Origin of the sequence: Pseudomonas sp. TH49, from assembly GCF_016650625.1 — a bacterium.
Classification (GTDB): Bacteria; Pseudomonadota; Gammaproteobacteria; order Pseudomonadales; family Pseudomonadaceae; genus Aquipseudomonas; species Aquipseudomonas fluorescens_H.
Genome location: NZ_JAEKFL010000002.1, coordinates 267,740 through 287,576, shown reverse-complemented (window position 1 = coordinate 287,576; position 19,837 = coordinate 267,740). Strand labels below are relative to the sequence as shown.

Sequence of the window (19,837 nt, the reverse complement as noted above, 5' to 3'; positions counted from 1 at the left end):
CGCCAGACACCTCGGTCGGCCCCCTCTCCCTCTGGGAGAGGGCTGGGGTGAGGGTTGAAAGTCTGATTAGATAGCCACTCCGCCAGGATTAAACTCCGGAGTCTCGTTTGAGCACAGCGCCCAACAACCTGCCCCGCCCCGCTCCCGTCACCCTGCGCCAGGCCTGGCGTTTCTGGCTCAAGCTCGGCTGCATCGGTTTCGGCGGCCCGGCCGGGCAGATCGCGATCATGCATCAGGAACTGGTCGAGCGCCGGCGCTGGATCTCCGAGCGACGGTTCCTGCATGCGCTCAACTACTGCATGTTGCTGCCTGGCCCCGAGGCCCAGCAACTGGCGACCTATATTGGCTGGCTGTTGCATCGCACCTGGGGCGGAGTAATTGCCGGGGCGCTGTTCGTGCTGCCGTCGCTGTTCATCCTGATTGCGCTGTCGTGGCTGTACATCGCGTTCGGTGACGTGCCGGTGGTGGCCGGGATCTTTTACGGAATCAAACCGGCAGTGACTGCGATTGTGCTGCACGCGGCGCATCGCATCGGTTCGCGGGCGCTGAAAAACAGTTGGCTGTGGGCAATCGCCGGGGCGTCGTTCGTGGCGATCTTTGCCTTCAACCTGCCGTTCCCGCTGATCGTCCTCAGTGCGGCGTTGCTCGGCTACTTCGGCGGGCGACTGGCGCCACAGCGGTTCGACAATGGCAGCCAGCGCGGCAGTGCCAAATCCTTCGGCCCGGCGTTGATCGATGACGACACGCCAACGCCCGAACATGCCCGATTCAGCCTGCCGAAGCTGTGGCGTCTGCTGTTGGTCGGCGCGGTGCTGTGGTGTTTGCCGATGGCGCTGCTGACCGCCCTGTTCGGCTGGGACGGCACCTTCACGCAAATGGGCTGGTTCTTTACCAAAGCCGCGCTGCTGACCTTTGGCGGCGCTTACGCGGTGTTGCCCTATGTCTATCAGGGCGCAGTCGGGCACTACGGCTGGCTGACGCCAACGCAGATGATCGACGGCCTCGCCCTTGGCGAAAGTACGCCCGGGCCGCTGATCATGGTGGTGGCGTTTGTCGGTTTCATCGGCGGTTACGTACAACCGGCGTTCGGCGCGGAACATGCGTTCGCCGCTGGCGCACTGGCGGCGACACTGGTGACCTGGTTCACCTTCCTGCCCTCGTTCCTGTTCATCCTCGCCGGCGGGCCGCTGGTGGAATCGACCCACAATGAATTGAAATTCACTGCACCATTGACCGCTATCACCGCGGCGGTGGTCGGGGTGATTCTGAACCTGGCATGTTTCTTCGCTTATCACGTGTTCTGGCCCAACGGTTTTGCCGGGCACACGGATCTGTTTTCCATCGGGCTGGCGCTGCTGGCCGCACTGGCGCTGTTCATTTTCAAGCGCGGTGTGATTGCAGTGTTGATCGTTTGCGCCCTCGCCGGGCTGGGCTTTCATCTGCTGAACTGAGCAGCGGCCAAAGTGGCAGGGGCACAATCATCGGTTTACAGGCCCGCAGATTGCCCCTTACTATCCGGGCACACCGGTCGGCGGGGCCATCTCGCCACCGACGTTTTCCGCCAACGGAAACACGCGTTATGAGTACGTCACCACAACAACCAGAAACGTTGAACGTCTCTCGCTTGCGCGCCCTCTCCCACAGGGGCGGCGTATGAATCGTATCGTCAATCTCCCCATGGCCCTGCGCCGTTCCAAGCTGCGTCACTCCGCACGCCCGCCGGATATCGCCTGCTGATTTTCTCAGTCAACAAAAACTATAGATGCATGACTGTAGTGAGGGGATTTATCCCCGATGGACTGCGTAGCAGTCCTCACAGGTTCTGTGTCACGTCTGACTGATCTCCATTTGATATCCCTGCCGGGACGCCCTCCATGCGTCCGGCCCGATCCTGCGCGCCTGCCCGGCGCCATCGTGAGTGATTGACCATGAAATTCGCAGCCATCGAAGACGCACGCCTGTTCCTTGAACAGAACCCCGATATCGACATGATCGAGCTGTTCATCCTCGACGCCAACGGCGTACCGCGCGGCAAACTGTTGCACCGCGAGGAGCTGCTGGCGGTCTACGAAAGCGGTCGCCCGCTGCCCAGCACCATCCTCGGTTTGACCGTACAGGGCGAGGACGTGGAGAACTCAGGTCTGGTGTGGGACGTCGGCGACATCGACTGCCGCGCCTACCCGCTCGAAGGCAGTCTGGTGCGCCTGCCATGGCGGCAGATTCCAACTGCGGCGGTGCAGGTCAGCATGCACCCGACTGAAGGCCTGCCAGCGAGCATCGCCGACCCGCGTCACTTGTTGATCAAGGTGATCGACGGCCTCAAGGCCGAGGGTTATCACCCGGTGATGGCGTGCGAGCTGGAGTTCTATCTGCTCGACGCCAAACGCGATCACAACGGTCGCCCGCAACCGGCGCTGGACGCCGACGGTGGCCGACCGCGACACACCCAGGTCTACGGTTTGCGTGAATTGGAGCAGATCGAACCGTTCCTCGCCGACCTCTACAGCGCCTGCAAACTGCACGGCATTCCGGCGCGTACGGCGATCTCCGAATACGCGCCGGGCCAAGTGGAAATCACCCTCGAACATGGCGACGCCTTGCTCGCGATGGATCAGGCGGTGCGCTACAAACGTCTGGTCAAAGCGGTGGCGCACAAGCACGGCATGCGGGCGACTTTCATGGCCAAGCCGTTCGATGATCTGGCCGGCACCGGCATGCACATGCACGTCAGCCTCGCCGATGCCGAAGGGCGCAATCTGTTTGCTTCCGAGGACCCGGCCGGTACGCCGCTGCTGCGCACCGCGATTGGCGGCATGCTCGCCTCGCTGCTCGATTCGCTGCTGCTGTTCTGCCCCAACGCCAACTCCTACCGGCGCTTCCAGGCCAACAGCTATGCGCCATTGGCGCCGACCTGGGGCGTCGACAACCGCACCGTCAGCCTGCGCGTACCGGGCGGCCCGGCCAACACCCGGCACATCGAACACCGCATCTGCGGCGCCGACGCCAACCCGTATCTGGCGGCGGCAGCGATCCTCGCCGGGATCCATCGTGGCATTCGCGAAAGTCTTGATCCGGGTGCGCCGGTCGAGGGCAACGGCTATGCGCAAGCCAAGGAATTGCTGCCGACCGACTGGCTGACTTCGCTACAAGCGCTGGAGAATTCCGCGTGGGCACGGGATGCCCTGGGCCAGGAATTTCTCGGGGTGTACCTGGCGGTGAAACGCGCCGAGTACCGGCAGTTCATGGCCGAGGTGGGTGAACAGGATTGGCGCTGGTACCTGACCGAAGCCTGAAGCACAGCATCAATCCCCCTGTGGGAGCGGGCTTGCTCGCGAAGGCGTCGTCACATTCAATATTTCAGTGACTGACCCACCGCATTCGCGAGCAAGCCCGCTCCCACAGGGGATTGCACTCCGAATTCCGAATTTTGTGTGGACACTGACATGACCCAACGCTGCAATTCCTACTACACCGCCACCCTCAACCAGGACACCGACTACCCGACCCTGCAGGGCCGGCACCAGGTGGATGTGGTGATCATCGGCGGCGGTTTCACCGGCGTTGCCACCGCCGTCGAACTCGCCGAAAAAGGCCTGAAAGTCGCCATCGTCGAGAGCAATAAAATCGGCTGGGGCGCCACCGGACGCAATGGTGGCCAAGTCACCGGCAGCCTCTCCGGCGACGGTGCGATGCGTAAACAGATGCGCCCGAAACTCGGTGATGAAGTCGACGATTTCATCTGGCACCTGCGCTGGCGCGGGCATGAAATCATCCAGCAGCGCGTGGCGAAATATGGCATTCAGTGCGACCTCAAACACGGTCATTTGCACGCTGCCTACAAGCGCAGTCACATGACTGATTTGCGCAACGACTACGAAGAAGCCGTGCGTCGCGGCCTGGGTGATCAAGTCAGCCTGCTCGACCGCAGCCAGGTGCGCGACCTGCTGCAAAGCGACCTCTACCACGGCGCGATCAAGAACACCCGCAACATGCACCTGCACCCGCTCAACCTGTGCATCGGCGAAGCGCGGGCGGCGGAGAGTCTTGGTGCATTGATCTTCGAGAACAGTGAAGTGTTGGAGATCATTCACGGCAAAACCCCAGGGGTGCGCACCGCCCATGGCCAGATCGACGCCAATCAGGTGATGCTCGCCGGTGACGTCTATCACAAGCTCGAACCGGGTCAGCTCAAGGGCAAGATTTTCCCGGCCATGGGCGGCATCGTCACCACCGCGCCGCTGGGTGATCTGGCGCGGCAGATCAACCCCGAAGACCTGGCGGTGTACGACTGCCGTTTCGTCCTCGACTACTACCGCCTCACGGCCGACGGGCGCCTGCTGTTCGGTGGTGGCGCCAATTACAGTGGCAAGGATTCACGGGACATCGCCGCCGAGCTGCGCCCGTGCATCGAGCAGACGTTCCCGGCGCTCAAAGGGGTGCAGATCGACTACCAGTGGAGCTGCGCGATGGGCATCGTGATCAACCGCATCCCGCAACTGGGCAAGCTCTCGGACAATGTCTGGTATTGCCAGGGTTATTCCGGACACGGCATCGCGACGACGCACATCATGGGTGAAATCATGAGCCGCGCGATCACCGGGCAGATGGAACAGTTCGACACCTTTGCGCAGTGCCAGCACATTCGGGTGCCGATGGGGGATTTGCTGGGCAATCCGTTGTTGGCGGCGGGGATGTGGTATTACCAGATGCTTGAAAAACTGCATTGATCGCACTGGCCCTTTCGCGAGCAAGCTCACTCCTACAAGGGGAACGCATTCCAACTGTAGGAGCGGGCTTGCTCGCGAAGAGGCCATCAACCTCAGCACAAAATCTCAATCAGGCAACTGCTCCACCACAATCCCCAACCGCCGATAATCCTCGATACTCCCCGACGCCACATGCCGCTCGGTAATCAGCGTATGCAGGCGCGTACACGAAGCCACCACAAACGGCTCCACCGCGCCTAATTTATCCGCGGTGGTCACCGCAATCACCCGCGCCGCGCTGTCGAGCAGCGCCTGCTTCACCGGCACTTCATCAAAATGCAGCGAGGTGATGCCCACCTCCGGATGAATCGCGCAGACCCCGGTAAACGCCAGATCGGCCTTGATCCCGGCCAACAACCGCACCGCCTCATGCCCACCGGCCGACATCGTGCGCGGGTTCAATTGCCCGCCGGCCAGAATCACTTTCACGCCCTTGTATTCGGACAGGGCGATGGCCGTCATCGGCGCGGCGGTCACCGCGGTGATCTGGATATCCGCCCGCAGCGAGCGCGCCACCTGCAACGTGGTCGAGCCGGAATCGAACAGCACGATCTGCCCGTCCTCGACTTTCTGCGCCGCCCATTGCGCCAACCGCACTTTCACCTCGTCAGTCTCATCCAGTCGGGTGAAGAAATCCTTGCCGGAGTCCTTGGGCCTTGGCAGCGCCCCGCCATGCACGCGCTGCACCAGGCCGGCGTTGTCCAGTTCGGCGAGGTCGCGGCGGATGGTGTCTTCGGACACGGCGAAGTGCTGGCTCAACTCGGAGGCCATGACCTTGCCGTCGCGTTCGAGGATCAGGAGGATTTTCTGCCGGCGCAGGGAGGGCAGTTCGGTGACCGAATGATCGTGCATGGTTATGCCTGTTTATGCTTGTAGTTGCAGGTTTTGCCGAGACTAGCGAAAGCCTCGGGCAAACACAAACCGGCCGCTATCAATTGTTTCGATCATTGGAATCAACATGCCGAATTTTTTCTTTGCCGTGCGTCTGTTCAGAATGGCCCCACTCGAAAAAGGCTCAGGATGAACAGCTGATGAATCTCAATTTTGCGTTTGCGTGCATGATCGTGGTGTCTTTTGCGATTGCCCTGGGCCACGCCTGACCCACTACACCGACGCCGCCAGGTGCTCTCGCAACCATTTGTGTGCCGGATCGCGGTGCGCGCGCTCGCCCCAGAACATCGCCATTTCGTAGCCCGGCACCTGCAGCGGCGCGTCGACCACCTGCAACGCCGGGTTGCCGCGCACCAGCCGTGACGGCAGCATCGCCACCAGATCGGTACTCGCCAGCACTGACATCACCATCAGAAAGTGCGGCACCGACAGCACCACTTTGCGCGCCAGACCGACCTCGGCGAGCGCCTTGTCGGTCACCCCGAAAAAGCCCCCGCCCGCACGCGACACCATCACGTGTTCCAGCGCGCAGAACTGTTCACGGTTCGGTTTACGCGTCAACCCCGGATGCCCGACGCGACCGGCCAACACGTAATGCTCGGTGAACAGCACCCGCTGATGCAGATCCAGCGGCGCCTCTTCGGTGATGTGCAGCGCCAGGTCAAACACGCTCTGCTCCGCCTGCTTGACCAATTGCGCCGGCACCAGATCGAGCACCGCCAGCCGCGTGCCCGGCGCCTGAGTGCGCAAACCGCTGAGGGCCGGCAGCACCACCGTCGATTCGCCGTAATCCGTCGCCGCGACTTTCCAGATGTGGCGGGCCTGCGCCGGATCGAAGGCACTGGCCGGCGCCACCGCTCGCTCCAGTGCCTCCAGCGCTTCACGCAACGGCTCACGCAACTCATCGGCCCGCGCCGTCGGCCGCATCCCGCGTGGCCCGGGCAGCAACAGCGGGTCGCCGAAGATCTCGCGCAGCTTGGCCAGGTGCACGCTCACTGACGGCTGCGACAGGCTCAACCGCTCTGCGGCGCGGGTTACGTTGTGTTCTGCCAATAACACGTCTAGGGTCAACAGCAAGTTGATATCCAGACGTCGTAAATTATTCATGGCTATACCTGACATATCAGACATTCATTTCCAATATACCGATCAAGGATTGATCCTGCCTGCATTCAACCAAGGAGCTGCAACATGAATGTGCTACTGGTCTACGCCCACCCTGAACCCACCTCGCTCAATGGCTCGCTCAAGGACTTCACCGTCCAGCGCCTGCAAGCCGCCGGCCACACCGTGCAGGTCTCCGACCTCTACGCGATGAACTGGAAGACCACCCTCGACGCCGACGACGCCCCTGAACGCGACCGCAGCCGCCCGTTTGACGCCTCAGGCGATTCGAAACTGGCCTACGCCCAGGGCACCCAGGCCGCCGATATCGCCGCCGAGCAAGCAAAACTGCTCTGGGCCGACGCACTGATCCTGCAATTCCCACTGTGGTGGTTTTCCATGCCGGCGATTCTCAAGGGCTGGGTCGAGCGCGTGTACGCCTGCGGTTTTGCCTATGGCGTCGGCGAACACTCCGATTCGCGTTGGGGCGAGCGTTATGGCGAAGGGAAAATGAAAGGCAAGCGGGCGATGTTGATGGTCACCACCGGCGGCTGGGATTCGCACTACAGCCCACGCGGGATCAACGGGCCGATTGATGATGTGCTGTTCCCGATCAATCACGGAATCCTCTACTACCCCGGTTTTGAGGTGGTGCCGCCGTTCGTGGCCTATCGCGTCGGTCGAATGGACGAGGCGACATTTGCCGCGACTTGCGAGGAACTGGGCACGCGGCTGGATGAATTGTGGAGCACGCGGCCGATTGCGTATCGACAGCAGAACGGCGGCGATTACGAGATTCCGGCGTTGACGTTGAAGGAAGGTATTGCACCAGGGCTTGAGGGCTTTGCCGCCCACACTCGGTAAAGATAACTGAACCTTTGTGGGGAGGGAGCTTGCTCCCTCCCCACAGGGGGGGTGTGCTTCAGACTTCCTCCCGCGCCCGCCGCACCTGCACCAGCAACGCCGGCGCGAAGTGCAGCAGCACCATCCGCGCCAGGTGGTGCGTGAGGATGAACACCACATTCAGGCCACCGGCAAACGCGACAATCGCAATCGTCTCGATCGCACCCGGCATGTACGCCAGCCACAGCGACAGCGGATCACTGCCCAGCCACCGCGCCGCCACTTCGGCGAAAACCGCCGCCACCACGATCATCAGCCCCACCGACACCAACGCCGTCCGCCCGTGCCGCCCCAATTCCGCAAGGCCGAGCCCCTGAAAGCGCGAACCGATCCGCACGCCAAGAATCAGCGCCGCCAGATTCAGGCTCCAGTCCGGCATGTGGAAGCCGTGCAGCCATCCCGATTTCACAAACACCGCAGTGAGCAGAATCGCCGTCAACATGAACGGCGCCGGCACGCCGATCACCAATAGCAAGCGCCCGATGACGATGCTCAAGCCGATCAGCGCCAGCACCGTCAACGCCATGCCCGTGCTCAATGGAGCGCTTTCCATCACGGCCACCGAGGCCTGCCCGGGAATCAAAAAGCTCACCAACACGGTGATCAACAGCAAGCGCATCAAGTGGACGATGATGACTTTGCTCGAAGCCTTTTCCGATTCGAGCAAATCAAACACCGCCGCCAGTGCGCCGGGGTACACCGCCAACAGCGCATCGGTGCGATTCCATCCTGCGCCGCGGGTCAGCCACCATCCGGCGAGGGCAATCTGCACGGTCAGGCATATCAGCAGAACGCCGAGACTCGGCAACATCGCCGAAGCCGTCGCACTGTCCCACGCCTCGAACATCAGCCCGGTAGCGATGCCCAGCGTGACCTGGATGTAGCCCAAGCCATAAGGCGTCGCGGGGGCAAACCCGAACCTGGTGGCGACCAATGCGGTGACAAGAATCGCCCCCAGCAACAAGCCATGAGGGACACCGCTGACCTGCAACGCAGCGCCAACGACGGCCGCGATCAACAAACACAGAATCGATTTCATATTTTCGCCTTCCTGGCTATTCAACCGTGGCTATTTCATCGGGTCAGGCGCGCAACCGCCCAATCGCCCGCCGATACTTCTCGACCCGCTCCAGATCCTCCCAACTCGGCGAGGCGATCCGCGACAGGTCGCTGTTCTCTTCCAGATCCGCCAGTTTCACCACCCGGCCAATCGGGTTCTGCGCAGCACGCTCGACGAAATCCTCGTAGGACTCGCCGGGCACTTTGGTCACTGATTCAATCGCCGTCAGCACCTCTTCGCTGAAACCTTCCTTGCGCAAGTCATCGAGGCTGACGCCGCAATCCTCGACCACATCGTGCAACACGGCGACGATGCGTTCTTCCAGCGAGTTCATGCGCAACATGACTTTCAGCGGATGCAGAATGTACGGCGCACCGCCCTTGTCCACCTGCCCGGTGTGGGCGGTGGCGGCGATGGCGATAGCGCGTTCGAGGGTTTGAGTCATGCGAGTCTCCGTGGTTTAAACGCCGTAACGGCCGCCGACATGGATATTGCGTTTGAGCCAGTTGCCGATTGTTTTCAAGCGCCCCACTGGCTGGGAATGTTGTTCGAGAATCACGGAAACCAATATCGCCTGATCCGCCCCCGGATGCGCATCGATCACCTGCGCCACCCACGCACAATCGGCTTTCCGCAGATGCTCACGCCACTCGCCGGGCCACGCGTCCAGCTCATCCAGCGCCAGCCACCGCGCCCCGCCCTGATTGGCATGCCCGCCGCCAATCGATTGCTCGAAACAGAACGGCGTCGCCGGTCGGGACAAGTCAATGCTGAAGATGTAGATGTCTTGAGTGGGGTGCTGCGGCGTGGGGGCGTTGTTGCGGCTGCCGATTTCGATCATGCGCGGTTCCGTCCGTGGGTGAGGCGTTACAACTTGTTTCGCAGTCTACGACGTGGTGTCGATGGGGGGAACCTTTGGCGATGAACCGGGGGGTGGCAAGTGAAAAGTTTGACTGGGCAGTCCGGGAATTGCGTTTCAGCCGCCCAGAAAAAAGGGACACCGTTGGGTGTCCCTTTTTTGCGTTTGGATTCAGGCCGACGGGTCAGCGCTTCATGGCTTCGCATTGATTGCGCAGATCATGATCGCCGATTGACGAACAACTACTGCCTTTCTTCGCTTCACAAAAGGCACGTTGGTCATGATCACCAATGCTTGAACAAGAACTGCCTTTCTCCGCTTCGCAGGCCGAGCGCATGTCATGGTCGCCAATGGACGAACAACTACTACCCTTTTTGGCCTCGCAATAAGCACGCTGGTCATGATCGCCGATGCTTGAACACGAACTGCCTTTCTCCGCTTCGCAGGCCGAACGCAGGTCGTGGTCGCCGATGGAAGAACAGCTGCTGCCTTCCTGCCTGGCCTGGCAATAACTGCGTTTGTCGTGATCATTGATGCTGGAACAACTGGCGGAAACGTAGCCGCTGAACAGCAACAACATCGCAAGAATAAGTTTCATCTCACACTTCCCTGGATTGCCAGGAAACAGCCTGGCACTGCTTGATGCAATCACTGAGCGATTTATTGCTTCAACGTTTCATGGCTTCGCACCGGGTGCGCAGGTCATGGTCGCCAATATTTCCGCAACTGCCGCCGCCGGTCGTGGCATTGCAATAAGCTCGTTGATCATGGTCATCGATGTTCCCGCAAGAACTGCCGCCCTGCTCCGCGTTGCACCGCGCACGCAAGTCGTGATCATCGATATTGCCGCAACTGCTGCCGCTCTTTTTGGCGTTGCAGTAGGCGCGCTGGTCATGGTCGTCAATGTTGCCGCAGGAACTGCCGCCCATCTCCGCGTTACACGCCGCCCGCATATCGTGATTGTCGATATTGCCGCAACTGCTGCCGCTCTCCCTGGCATTGCAATAGGCCCGCTGATCGTGGTCATCGATGTTGCCGCAACTGGCGAACGTGTAGCTGCTGAACATCAACAACATGGCGAGTAATAGTCTCATCACACACTTCCCTGGGTTGCCAGGAATCAGCCTGGCACTGCTTGATCCATTCTCAATGAGCGTCGCGACACGCCATCAAATTGACATTGTTTTTTAGGAAAGTTCAAACAGGCAAATGAGATCCGCGCAGATTTTTGAGTCTGAAAAATGGGTAGGAAAACACCACCTGTGGTGAAGGGATTTATCCCCGACGGGCAGCGAAGCAATCCCAACCTGGCAAGTCGGTTTCTCCCGGCACCCGCGCCGAGCCGAATTACGCCGACTGCCTCGAACGGGAGCAAGCTCCCTCGCCACAGGGTTGGGTAGGCATCCTACAAGTCGGTTGTGATGGCTGAAAGGCTGACTAGAGTGGGGTTGTCGCTGACCGCAGTCAGCGATGGGTTTCACGCCATTACGCTCACATGTGCCGCCCGCCAACTAACCACCCGGTTCTAGGCACTCAAGAATGTTCACACACTCGCGTCCTCCCGACCCGTAAGAATTTTCTGAATATCGCAAAAAGCAAATAGTTTTCTGTCCAGCCACGCTTAATTGGATGGTTATTCTTCATCCAAAGTAATTCCTTCAATAAAGCAGAAGCATCCATGGCGAACCACAGCTATATGAGCATTACCGGAAATCGACAGGGTTTGATCTCCGCCGGCTGCTCCGACATAAACTCGATCGGCAATAAATGCCAGTTAGGCCATCTCGATGAAATCATGGTTCTTTCCTACTCGCACAACATGAGCACAGGCAATGACGGCGGCGTTACCGCCGACCGTGGTAAACACCTGCCGATCATGATCACCAAGAACATCGACAAGTCCTCCCCCCTCCTCTCCGCTGCACTTCACGAGCGCGAAGTGCTGGACTGCACAATCTTCTTCTACCGAACCTCCGCGGCAGGCACACAAGACAAATACTTCAAAATCCACATAACCGGCGCAAAGATCGCTCACATCAACCTCCAGGTTCCTCACGCCATCCATTTGAACGACGCCCAGCCTCAGGAGTTGGTGTCATTCACTTACCGCGAAATCAGCTGGACCCATATCCAGGCGGGCACATGCAGTTTCAGCAGTTGGGGAAATGACGATGAATGAGGATTCGTGTGACATCAACGACGTCACACGGGCAGCTTCTGATCTAGTCGCATTCGGGTGCCAGATTGGTGCGACTCAGTTGTACGACAGTTTTAGCCAGATTCGATTTAGCGAGATCGTTTCGGATTATGCGAATGAGATTATTCGGACGGTGGATGAAGGTTTCATTAGTGCCAAGCAAGGATTGCAGAAACTCAGGGATGAGTATTCAGAGCTTTCTGCCAAATCCATGTTTTATTTTCAGAATGGGGTGAGCATTGCTGCGGGAAGCATGCAACTTCAGGCTGGCGCCTTAGCGATTGGAGCCACCCGAGGCAAGGCTGGCGTTACGGGCATTGCCTTAATCGGGCACGGCGTCAACAACATTTATGAGGGTGTGGGAAACATCTACAACGGCCCTGACAAACCAAGTGTTGTGGGTCCTATCAGGATGGGTTATCAGAAAGCTTTCGGCATCAGAAACGGTAATTCCACCTATTACACCGTAGATCTCTATCTGTCTATTCGAGGCATGATACATCTCGTCCGAAAGCCAGATTCGGTGCAACTTTTCAATAGAGACCCTATAAACTACGAACGGGCCCACAAGCAAATGGGAATACCAACCTTAGCATTCGAAGCTTTAACTGACAGCTTCACGCTAAACTCAATTAAAGAATTAAGCCTTGAAAAGCAATCACACAAACACTCCACTAACGGCGAGAGTGAAACGAACGCTGAAAAAAACTCAAATAGCAAAACAATCCAAAAAACAACACGAACAGAAAAAACACTATCACCCAGTACGAAACACCATTAAAAAAATCGAACCCCATCATAAAAGGAACAAAAGCAATGGCCAACACCATAGACATAAAGACCATTTCGATTAACACCCATCGTAAAGAATAGTGCTTTTCTTCGATCATTTTCCTATCGAGCATATTGCGAAGTGATGGAACAGAAAAAACAAAACCATACAAAGAAAATAGAATAAAAACAACCAAAATCACTAGCCAGACCAAGTCCCCCTCAAGCTCTATAAACTGACCAATACAGTTTACAACCATTACACTCCAGAAAAATGAAGAAGCAAGAATCAGACAATAAACACGAAAAAAACACTGAAGATAATTTAATTGCACAGCCCACCCCTCACATAGCTATAACACCAAAAATCAAGCTCTACGGACAATCAAAAATGACCTCCGATCAATTACCACGCAGTGTAAACATGCTAGAAGAGCCATAACATCCTTAATCTCGCATCATCACGCACCAACTCAGAACCTTCCTACAAATAAAAACCCTATACCCTACAAATATTTCTTCCACGAAAAAAACCGACACCCAATAAAAGATGTCGGATTTATTTACAACGTATGCCTAATCTAAACAGCGATCAGAAGTTAGCCGGCGTATTCGCACTAATAATCTCAGCCTCATCCGCCCCGATGTTCCGGAATTTATGCGGCAACGTCGTAGGGAAGTAATACCCATCCCCGGCATTCAACACGCTCACTTGCCCGTCCACGGTCAACTCAACAGTGCCGCGCGTAACAAGCCCACACTCCTCGCCTTCCGCATGCACGATTGGCTCCTCGCCGGAGCTCGCGCCCGGTGCGTATTGCTCACGCAGCAAGCGCATCTGGCGGCTTGGGACGGAGGCGCCGATCAGCAGCAGGCGCAGGCCGTGGCGGCCGAGGTCGGGTTGTTCGTTGGCGCGGAAGACGTATTGGTGTTCGCGCGGGGGTTGGTCGAAGGTGAAGAAGTCGGCCAGGGACATGGGGATGCCTTCGAGCAGCTTTTTCAGGGAGCTGACGGAGGGGCTGACGCGATTCTGTTCGATCAGGGAGATGGTGGCATTGGTCACGCCGCTACGCCGGGCCAGCTCGCGCTGGGAGAGTTTGTAGCTTTCGCGTACTAGTTTGAGTCGAGAACCCGTATCCATGACAGCCTTATGTGAGTAGTACTTAAGGGCAATGGGGGTGGGTGGCGGGTGCCGCGCAAGGCGCGCGGATCACGTTGCTCCCGTGTCCCGGAACCGTGAAAGGCGGCTATTAAATCACGTTTGCCGGTGTTGCTCAGCAGGTTCGATGGACGGTGGGATAAAAGTCCTTCTGGCCTTGGTAATACCGCCACTGTGGGAGCGGGCTTGCTCGCGAAAGCGCTGTGTCAGACGACATGTGCGTTGGCTGAACTGGCCCCTTCGCGAGCAAGCCCGCTCCCACAATTGGATCTGTTTTGTGTCATTTGGCTGGGTAGCGGTTGTCAGGCCGCCATCGGCGGTGTTGCTACAGCATTAAAAAACCGGCGGGGTCTTGGGGGCCGCCGCCGGGGAGGTAACCTAGATGCCGAAGCGGTCGCGCAGTGAGTAGTAGACGGCGCCGAGGGCGGTCAACGGGGCGGAGAAGGTGCGGCCGCCGATCATGGGCATGTGCGGCAGCGAGGCGAACGCGTCGAAGCGTTCGGCGTCGCCACGGATCATTTCCGAAATCAGTTTGCCGGCCAGGTGCGAGCAAGTGACGCCGTGGCCGCTGTAGCCTTGCATGTAGTAGGCGTTTTTCTCGATGCGGCCGAATTGCGGCATGCGTGACATGGTCAGCAGGAAGTTGCCGGTCCAGCGGTAGTCGATTTTCACGTCCTTGAGCTGCGGGAAGGTCTTGAGGATCTTCGGCCGGATCAGTTGTTCGATGTCGTCCGGCTCGCGTGCGCCGTAGACCACACCGCCGCCGTAGAGCAGACGGTTATCGGCCGTCAGACGGTAGTAGTCGAGCAGATAGTTGCAGTCTTCGACGCAGTAGTTATTGGTGATCAGGCTGCGCGCCTGCTTCTCGGTCAGTGGCTCGGTGACGACGATCTGCGAGCCGCAGGGCATGCTTTTCGCGGTCACGCGGTTGTCCAGACCTTGCGGCAGGTAGGCGTTGCCGGCGATCAGCAGGTACTTGGCGCGCACCTGGCCTTTGGCAGTACGCACGACGTTCGGCTCGCCGTATTTGATTTCCACGGCAGCCGATTGCTCGTAAATCTTGCTGCCCAGACGCACGATGGCCGCGGCTTCACCGAGGGCCAGGTTCAGCGGATGCACGTGGCCGCCCTGCATGTCCAGCAGGCCGCCAACGTAGGCGTCGGAGCCGACTTCGCGACGGATGTCAGCGGCGTCGAGCATCTTCAGGTTCTTGTTGCCGTAACGTTCCCAGCTGCGCTTCTGCTCGGCCAGACCGTTGAGTTGTTTTTTGTTCATCGCAGCGAAGATGCCGCCCGGGCGGTAGTCGCATTTGATGTCGTATTCCTTGATCCGCGAACGGATGATGTCGGCGCCTTCGAAGATCATGCTGCCGAGGATTTCTGCCGTCTTGTCGCCGTAGCGCTCTTCGATCACGTCGACGTCGCGGCTGTAGGAGTTAACCAGTTGCCCGCCGTTGCGACCGCTGGCGCCGTAGCCGACTTTCGCCGCTTCCAGCACCGTCACTTTGTAGCCGGCCTCGGTGAGGAACAGTGCCGAGGACAGGCCGGTGTAGCCGGCGCCGATGATGCAGACATCGCACTCGACCGACTCTTCAAGGGTCGGGAAGTCGATGACTTCGTTGCGGGTGGCGGCGTAGTAGCTGTTGACGTGTTGTTGCTTCATTTTATTGTTCTCCGAGGGTCGCCCGTAGGAGCGACCACCGTTGTAAAAGAGTTAGAGCTTGATCCAGGTCGCTTTCAGCTCGGTGTACTTGTCGAACGCGTGCAGCGATTTGTCGCGACCGTTGCCCGACTGTTTGAAGCCACCGAACGGCGCGGTCATGTCGCCGCCGTCGTACTGATTGACCCAGACGCTGCCGGCGCGCAGGCCACGGGCGAAGGTATGCGCCTTGCTCAGGTTGCTGGTCCAGACGCCGGCGGCGAGACCGAAGATGCTGTCGTTGGCGATCTGCAGCGCTTCTTCAACGGTGTCGAAGGTGATCAGCGACAGCACCGGGCCGAAGATTTCTTCGCGGGCGATGGTCATCGCATTGGTTACGCCATCGAAGATCGCCGGTTGCACATAGAGGCCACCGGTTTCTTCGAGGGTACGCTGGCCGCCGGCGATCAACTCGGCGCCCTGCTCGCGACCGATGCTGATGTAGCGCAGCACGTTGTCCAGTTGACGCTGATCAACCACCGCGCCGACGGTGGTCGCAGGATCCAGTGCGTGCCCCGGTTTCCACGCTTGCAGCGCTTCCACCAGCAGCGGAATGAATTGCTCGCGGATCGAACGTTCGACCAGCAGACGCGAACCGGCGGTGCACACTTCGCCCTGATTGAAAGCGATGGCGCCGGCCGCAGCCTGGGCTGCCGCGCGCAAGTCCGGGGCGTCGGCGAACACCACGTTCGGGCTCTTGCCACCGGCTTCGAGCCAGACGCGTTTCATGTTGCTTTGCCCGGCATAAATCATCAACTGCTTGGCAATCGCCGTGGAGCCGGTGAAGGCCAGCACGTCGACGTCCATGTGCAGCGCCAGCGCCTTGCCGACGGTGTGGCCGAAGCCCGGCAGGACGTTGAACACGCCTTTCGGAATCCCCGCCTCCAGCGCAAGTTGCGCGATGCGGATTGCGGTCAGTGGCGATTTTTCCGAAGGCTTGAGGATGAACGAGTTGCCGGCGGCCAGGGCCGGGGCGAACTTCCAACTGGCCATGATCAGCGGGAAGTTCCACGGCACGATGGCGGCGACTACGCCGGATGGCTCGCGGGTCACCAGACCGAGTTGATCGTGCGGCGTGGCGGCAACTTCATCGTAGATCTTGTCGATCGCTTCGGCGCTCCAGCGGATCGCGTTGGCGGTCGCCGGGATGTCGATGCTCATTGAGTCGCTGATTGGTTTGCCCATGTCGAGGGTTTCCAGCAGCGCCAGTTCTTCCTGGTGTTGCAGGATCAGATCGGCGAAGCGGATCAGGATGCGCTTGCGCTCGGCCGGAGCTTTGTTGGCCCACACGCCGGAGTTGAACGATTGGCGGGCGACTTCGACGGCGAGGTTGGCGTCGGCTTCATCGGTGCTGGCCACGGAGGCGAGGAAACGGCCGTCGACGGGGCTCAGGCATTCGAAAGTGGCGCCGCTGATTGCCGGGCGGTATTCACCGTTGATGAACGCGCGGGATTCGATGGTCAGGGACTGGAAGCGTTGTTCCCAGTCGTTGCGGGTCATGGTCATGGGGGTGACTCACACAGGAGAATTGGTGACCGATATCCCTGTGGGAGCGAGCTTGCTCGCGAATACGGTGGGTCAGTCACCTTCAATGTTGAAGGTGATGGCCTCTTCGCGGGCAAGCCCGCTCCCACAGGGTTTTGCGGTGTTAACGGGATCGCGCTTGAGCGTCAGACCGTATGCAGATACCAGTTGTACTCAAGGTCAGAGATCGAGTTTTCGAACTCGGCCAGCTCGCTTTCCTTGCACGCGACGAACACGTCGATGTACATCGGGTCGATGTAGCGGGCCATGACTTCGCTGTCGTCCAGCTCGCGCAACGCGTCGCGCAGGTTGTTCGGCAGGCTCTGTTCATTCTGCTCGTAGCTGTTGCCTTCAACGGGCGCGCCTGGCTCGATCTGGTTGGTCAGGCCGTGGTGAATACCGGCCAGCACCGAGGCCATCAGCAGGTACGGGTTGGCGTCGGCGCCGGCAACACGATGCTCGATGCGCACGGCGTCGGCCGAACCGGTTGGCACACGGACTGCAACGGTGCGGTTGTCGATGCCCCAGCTCGGCGAGTTCGGCACGTAGAACTGCGCACCAAAACGGCGGTACGAGTTGACGTTCGGGCAAAGGAAAGCCATTTGCGCAGGCAGGGTCTCCAGCACACCGCCGATCGCATGTCGCAGCGCGGCGTTCTGCTCGGGATCCTCGCTGGCGAAGATGTTGTTGCCTTCTTTGTCCAGGATCGAAATGTGCACGTGCAGACCATTGCCCGCCTGGCCCGGATACGGCTTGGCCATGAAGGTGGTGTCCATCTCGTGGTCGTAGGCGATGTTCTTCACCAGACGCTTGAGCAGAACAGCGTAGTCGCAGGCCTTGATCGGGTCGGAGACGTGATGCAGGTTGACTTCGAATTGCGCCGGGGCGCTTTCCTTGACGATGGCGTCAGCCGGAATGCCCTGCTCTTTCGCGCCTTCGAGGATGTCTTGCAGGCAGTCGACGTATTCGTCGAGATCGTCGATCAGATAAACCTGAGTCGACACCGGGCGCTTGCCGGAGACCGGCGAACGTGGCGACTGCGGACGGCCGTTCACGTTGTCCTGGTCGATCAGGTAGAACTCCAGTTCGAACGCGGCGCAGATGGTCAGGCCCAGTTCATCGAACTTGCGCACGACGTTGGCCAGCACTTCACGCGGATCGGCGAAGAACGGCTCGCCTTCGATCTCGTGCATGGTCATCAGCAGTTGTGCGGTTGGACGCTTCTGCCACGGCTCGATGCTCAGGGTGCCCGGGATCGGGTAGCAGATGCGGTCGGCGTCGCCGATGTCCAGCCCCAGGCCGGTGCTTTCCACCGTGGAGCCATTGATATCCAGAGCAAAAAGAGAGGCCGGCAGGTTGATGCCTTTCTCGTAAACCTTGTGGAGGCTGGTGCGTTCGATGCGCTTGCCGCGCACCACACCGTTCATATCCGCAATCAGAAGGTCGACGTACAAAACCTCAGGATATTTCTTAAGGAATGCGTTTGCTTCGTTGAGTTGAACGGTACGCAGAGGGACCGACATGATGCACCTATTTAGCTGTTAATTATTATGTTCACTGCTGTTTCGCCGAGCCAGTCAATCCGAAAGGCAAAGTGATGTCAATAGCGAACACCTGGCCGCTCAGCGTTTATTTTTCGGGCTTTTTTTAACACTCACGTGCCAATGCAGGCGCCACAAGGCCGGGAATCATGAAGATTTGATGAACGGCGTTTAGAATTTTTTACATGGCAGTTGTTAATTAAAATCAACGAGGCTAAGCTCCGGAAAAGCTCGTTCAAGTGTCAAACTTCGAGGTGAATAAAAATGGCATTCAAGCCATTGATCGGCGTTACTGCGTGCGTCAAACAGATTGGCCTGCACCCCTATCACATCAGCGGCGACAAATACGTTCGCGCTGTCAGCGTTGCGGCGCTGGGGCTGCCGGTGGTCATTCCTTCCCTTGGCAAACTGACTGAAATCGAAGACCTGCTCGGTCAACTCGACGGTCTGTTGCTGACCGGCTCGCCCTCGAACGTGGAACCCTTCCACTATCAAGGCCCGGCCAGCGAACCCGGCACGGATCACGATCCGGCGCGGGACGCCACCACCCTTCCTCTATTGCGTGCAGCCATTGCGGCGGGCGTTCCGGTACTCGGCATCTGCCGTGGCTTCCAGGAAATGAACGTGGCCTTCGGCGGCAGCCTGCACCAGAAAGTGCATGAGCTGCCGGGCATGCTCGATCACCGCGAAGCCGACAGCCCGGACGTGGCCGTGCAGTACGCACCGGCGCATGCCGTGAGCGTGCTCGCTGGCGGTGTGTTCGAGGCGCTGGAGTTGCCCCGCGAGTTCCAGGTCAACTCGATTCACAGTCAGGGCATCGACCGCCTCGCGCCCGGCCTGCGTGCCGAAGCGGTGGCGCCGGATGGCCTGATCGAGGCGATCTCGGTCGAGCACAGCCCGACCTTCGCCCTCGGTGTGCAGTGGCACCCGGAATGGCAGGTGCTGGACAACCCGAACTACCTGCGGATTTTCCAGACGTTCGGCGAGGCTTGCCGGCAACGGGCGGCGCGACGCAACCAGCGCTGACTCAACTCAGGATTTCAAAACTGTTTACTGCCCCCACGGGGTCGGCGGTTGCGCGTGGGCGCATCCGTCATCCGTGAAAACAACAAACCGTAATAACAACAAGTACGACCCAGGCAGCCAGGACGGCGGCGCCGACCAAGCCGGATCGTAGGAGCAGTGCCCGTCAGGACAACGCAAAACCCTGTGGGAGCGGGCTTGCTCGCGAAAGCGCTGTGTCAGGTAACAACGATGTCGACTGACACGACGTCTTCGCGAGCAAGCCCGCTCCCACAGGGGAAAGTGATCCGACAGGAAATGCGCTTACAGGCTTGCAATCCACTTAAGCCCGGCCACGTTGG

At 59.3% G+C, this 19,837-nt stretch carries 18 protein-coding genes; 7 read left to right on the top strand and 11 right to left on the bottom strand.

Going from position 1 to position 19,837, the window contains the following annotated elements:
* Window positions 1-107 precede the first annotated feature (107 nt).
* The 3 genes from chrA (at window position 108) to JFU48_RS18645 (ending at window position 4,727) form a co-directional block, all read left to right on the top strand.
* Window positions 108-1,451 (top strand): chromate efflux transporter, encoded by a 1,344-nt coding sequence (chrA, locus tag JFU48_RS18655; protein WP_201137255.1) that lies wholly within the window; start codon window positions 108-110, stop codon window positions 1,449-1,451.
* A gap of 477 nt (window positions 1,452-1,928) precedes the next feature.
* A complete protein-coding gene (locus JFU48_RS18650; RefSeq protein ID WP_201137254.1) occupies window positions 1,929-3,293 on the top strand; it encodes a glutamine synthetase family protein in 1,365 nt (454 codons plus the stop codon).
* Between the two features lie 150 nt (window positions 3,294-3,443).
* The gene (locus tag JFU48_RS18645) at window positions 3,444-4,727 is read left to right on the top strand and encodes an NAD(P)/FAD-dependent oxidoreductase (protein WP_201137253.1); all 1,284 of its coding nucleotides are present in this window, start codon (window positions 3,444-3,446) and stop codon (window positions 4,725-4,727) included.
* A 105-nt stretch (window positions 4,728-4,832) separates the two neighbouring features.
* Here JFU48_RS18645 and JFU48_RS18640 read toward each other — a convergent pair whose 3' ends face one another.
* Together JFU48_RS18640 and JFU48_RS18635 are read right to left on the bottom strand one after the other, a co-directional pair.
* Window positions 4,833-5,618 carry a DeoR/GlpR family DNA-binding transcription regulator gene (locus JFU48_RS18640; protein ID WP_103486402.1) on the bottom strand — a complete coding sequence of 262 codons (786 nt, stop codon included), beginning with the start codon at window positions 5,616-5,618 and terminating at the stop codon, window positions 4,833-4,835.
* 252 nt (window positions 5,619-5,870) lie between these two features.
* Window positions 5,871-6,764 carry a LysR family transcriptional regulator gene (locus JFU48_RS18635; protein ID WP_201137252.1) on the bottom strand — a complete coding sequence of 298 codons (894 nt, stop codon included), beginning with the start codon at window positions 6,762-6,764 and terminating at the stop codon, window positions 5,871-5,873.
* An 84-nt stretch (window positions 6,765-6,848) separates the two neighbouring features.
* Here JFU48_RS18635 and JFU48_RS18630 point away from each other — a divergent pair, with 84 nt between their 5' ends.
* Window positions 6,849-7,625: an NAD(P)H-dependent oxidoreductase gene (locus JFU48_RS18630; RefSeq protein ID WP_103486400.1), complete on the top strand. Its 777-nt coding sequence runs from the start codon at window positions 6,849-6,851 to the stop codon at window positions 7,623-7,625.
* A gap of 58 nt (window positions 7,626-7,683) precedes the next feature.
* On the opposite strand, the gene JFU48_RS18625 is transcribed toward JFU48_RS18630, so the two are convergent.
* The 5 genes from JFU48_RS18625 to JFU48_RS29995 form a co-directional block, all read right to left on the bottom strand.
* Window positions 7,684-8,703: an AbrB family transcriptional regulator gene (locus JFU48_RS18625; protein ID WP_201137251.1), complete on the bottom strand. Its 1,020-nt coding sequence runs from the start codon at window positions 8,701-8,703 to the stop codon at window positions 7,684-7,686.
* 43 nt (window positions 8,704-8,746) lie between these two features.
* The gene (locus tag JFU48_RS18620; RefSeq protein ID WP_003226088.1) at window positions 8,747-9,169 is read right to left on the bottom strand and encodes an HD domain-containing protein; all 423 of its coding nucleotides are present in this window, start codon (window positions 9,167-9,169) and stop codon (window positions 8,747-8,749) included.
* 15 nt (window positions 9,170-9,184) lie between these two features.
* Complete coding sequence (locus JFU48_RS18615) at window positions 9,185-9,565, bottom strand: hypothetical protein (protein ID WP_201137250.1); 381 nt, start codon at window positions 9,563-9,565, stop codon at window positions 9,185-9,187.
* 202 nt (window positions 9,566-9,767) lie between these two features.
* Window positions 9,768-10,181, bottom strand: coding sequence for a hypothetical protein (locus JFU48_RS18610; protein WP_103521496.1), 414 nt, complete (start codon window positions 10,179-10,181; stop codon window positions 9,768-9,770).
* Between the two features lie 70 nt (window positions 10,182-10,251).
* Complete coding sequence (locus JFU48_RS29995) at window positions 10,252-10,677, bottom strand: hypothetical protein (RefSeq protein WP_003226094.1); 426 nt, start codon at window positions 10,675-10,677, stop codon at window positions 10,252-10,254.
* A 584-nt stretch (window positions 10,678-11,261) separates the two neighbouring features.
* On the opposite strand from JFU48_RS29995, the gene JFU48_RS18600 reads away from it, so the two are divergent.
* Complete coding sequence (locus JFU48_RS18600; RefSeq protein ID WP_201137249.1) at window positions 11,262-11,762, top strand: Hcp family type VI secretion system effector; 501 nt, start codon at window positions 11,262-11,264, stop codon at window positions 11,760-11,762.
* Complete coding sequence (locus JFU48_RS18595; RefSeq protein ID WP_201137248.1) at window positions 11,755-12,561, top strand: DUF4225 domain-containing protein; 807 nt, start codon at window positions 11,755-11,757, stop codon at window positions 12,559-12,561. The genes JFU48_RS18600 and JFU48_RS18595 overlap by 8 nt, the downstream gene beginning before the upstream one ends.
* A gap of 582 nt (window positions 12,562-13,143) precedes the next feature.
* On the opposite strand, the gene JFU48_RS18590 is transcribed toward JFU48_RS18595, so the two are convergent.
* The 4 genes from JFU48_RS18590 to JFU48_RS18575 form a co-directional block, all read right to left on the bottom strand.
* Window positions 13,144-13,692, bottom strand: coding sequence for a cupin domain-containing protein (locus JFU48_RS18590; RefSeq protein ID WP_003226097.1), 549 nt, complete (start codon window positions 13,690-13,692; stop codon window positions 13,144-13,146).
* Window positions 13,693-14,088: 396 nt separating this feature from the next.
* Window positions 14,089-15,372: an NAD(P)/FAD-dependent oxidoreductase gene (locus tag JFU48_RS18585; protein WP_201137247.1), complete on the bottom strand. Its 1,284-nt coding sequence runs from the start codon at window positions 15,370-15,372 to the stop codon at window positions 14,089-14,091.
* Window positions 15,373-15,423: 51 nt separating this feature from the next.
* Window positions 15,424-16,914 (bottom strand): aldehyde dehydrogenase, encoded by a 1,491-nt coding sequence (locus tag JFU48_RS18580; RefSeq protein WP_103521498.1) that lies wholly within the window; start codon window positions 16,912-16,914, stop codon window positions 15,424-15,426.
* 164 nt (window positions 16,915-17,078) lie between these two features.
* Window positions 17,079-18,455 carry a glutamine synthetase family protein gene (locus JFU48_RS18575; protein WP_003226100.1) on the bottom strand — a complete coding sequence of 459 codons (1,377 nt, stop codon included), beginning with the start codon at window positions 18,453-18,455 and terminating at the stop codon, window positions 17,079-17,081.
* A gap of 282 nt (window positions 18,456-18,737) precedes the next feature.
* Here JFU48_RS18575 and JFU48_RS18570 point away from each other — a divergent pair, with 282 nt between their 5' ends.
* On the top strand, window positions 18,738-19,499 hold the full coding sequence (locus JFU48_RS18570; protein ID WP_201137246.1) for a gamma-glutamyl-gamma-aminobutyrate hydrolase family protein: 762 nt from the start codon (window positions 18,738-18,740) through the stop codon (window positions 19,497-19,499).
* The last annotated feature ends 338 nt before the right edge of the window (window positions 19,500-19,837 follow it).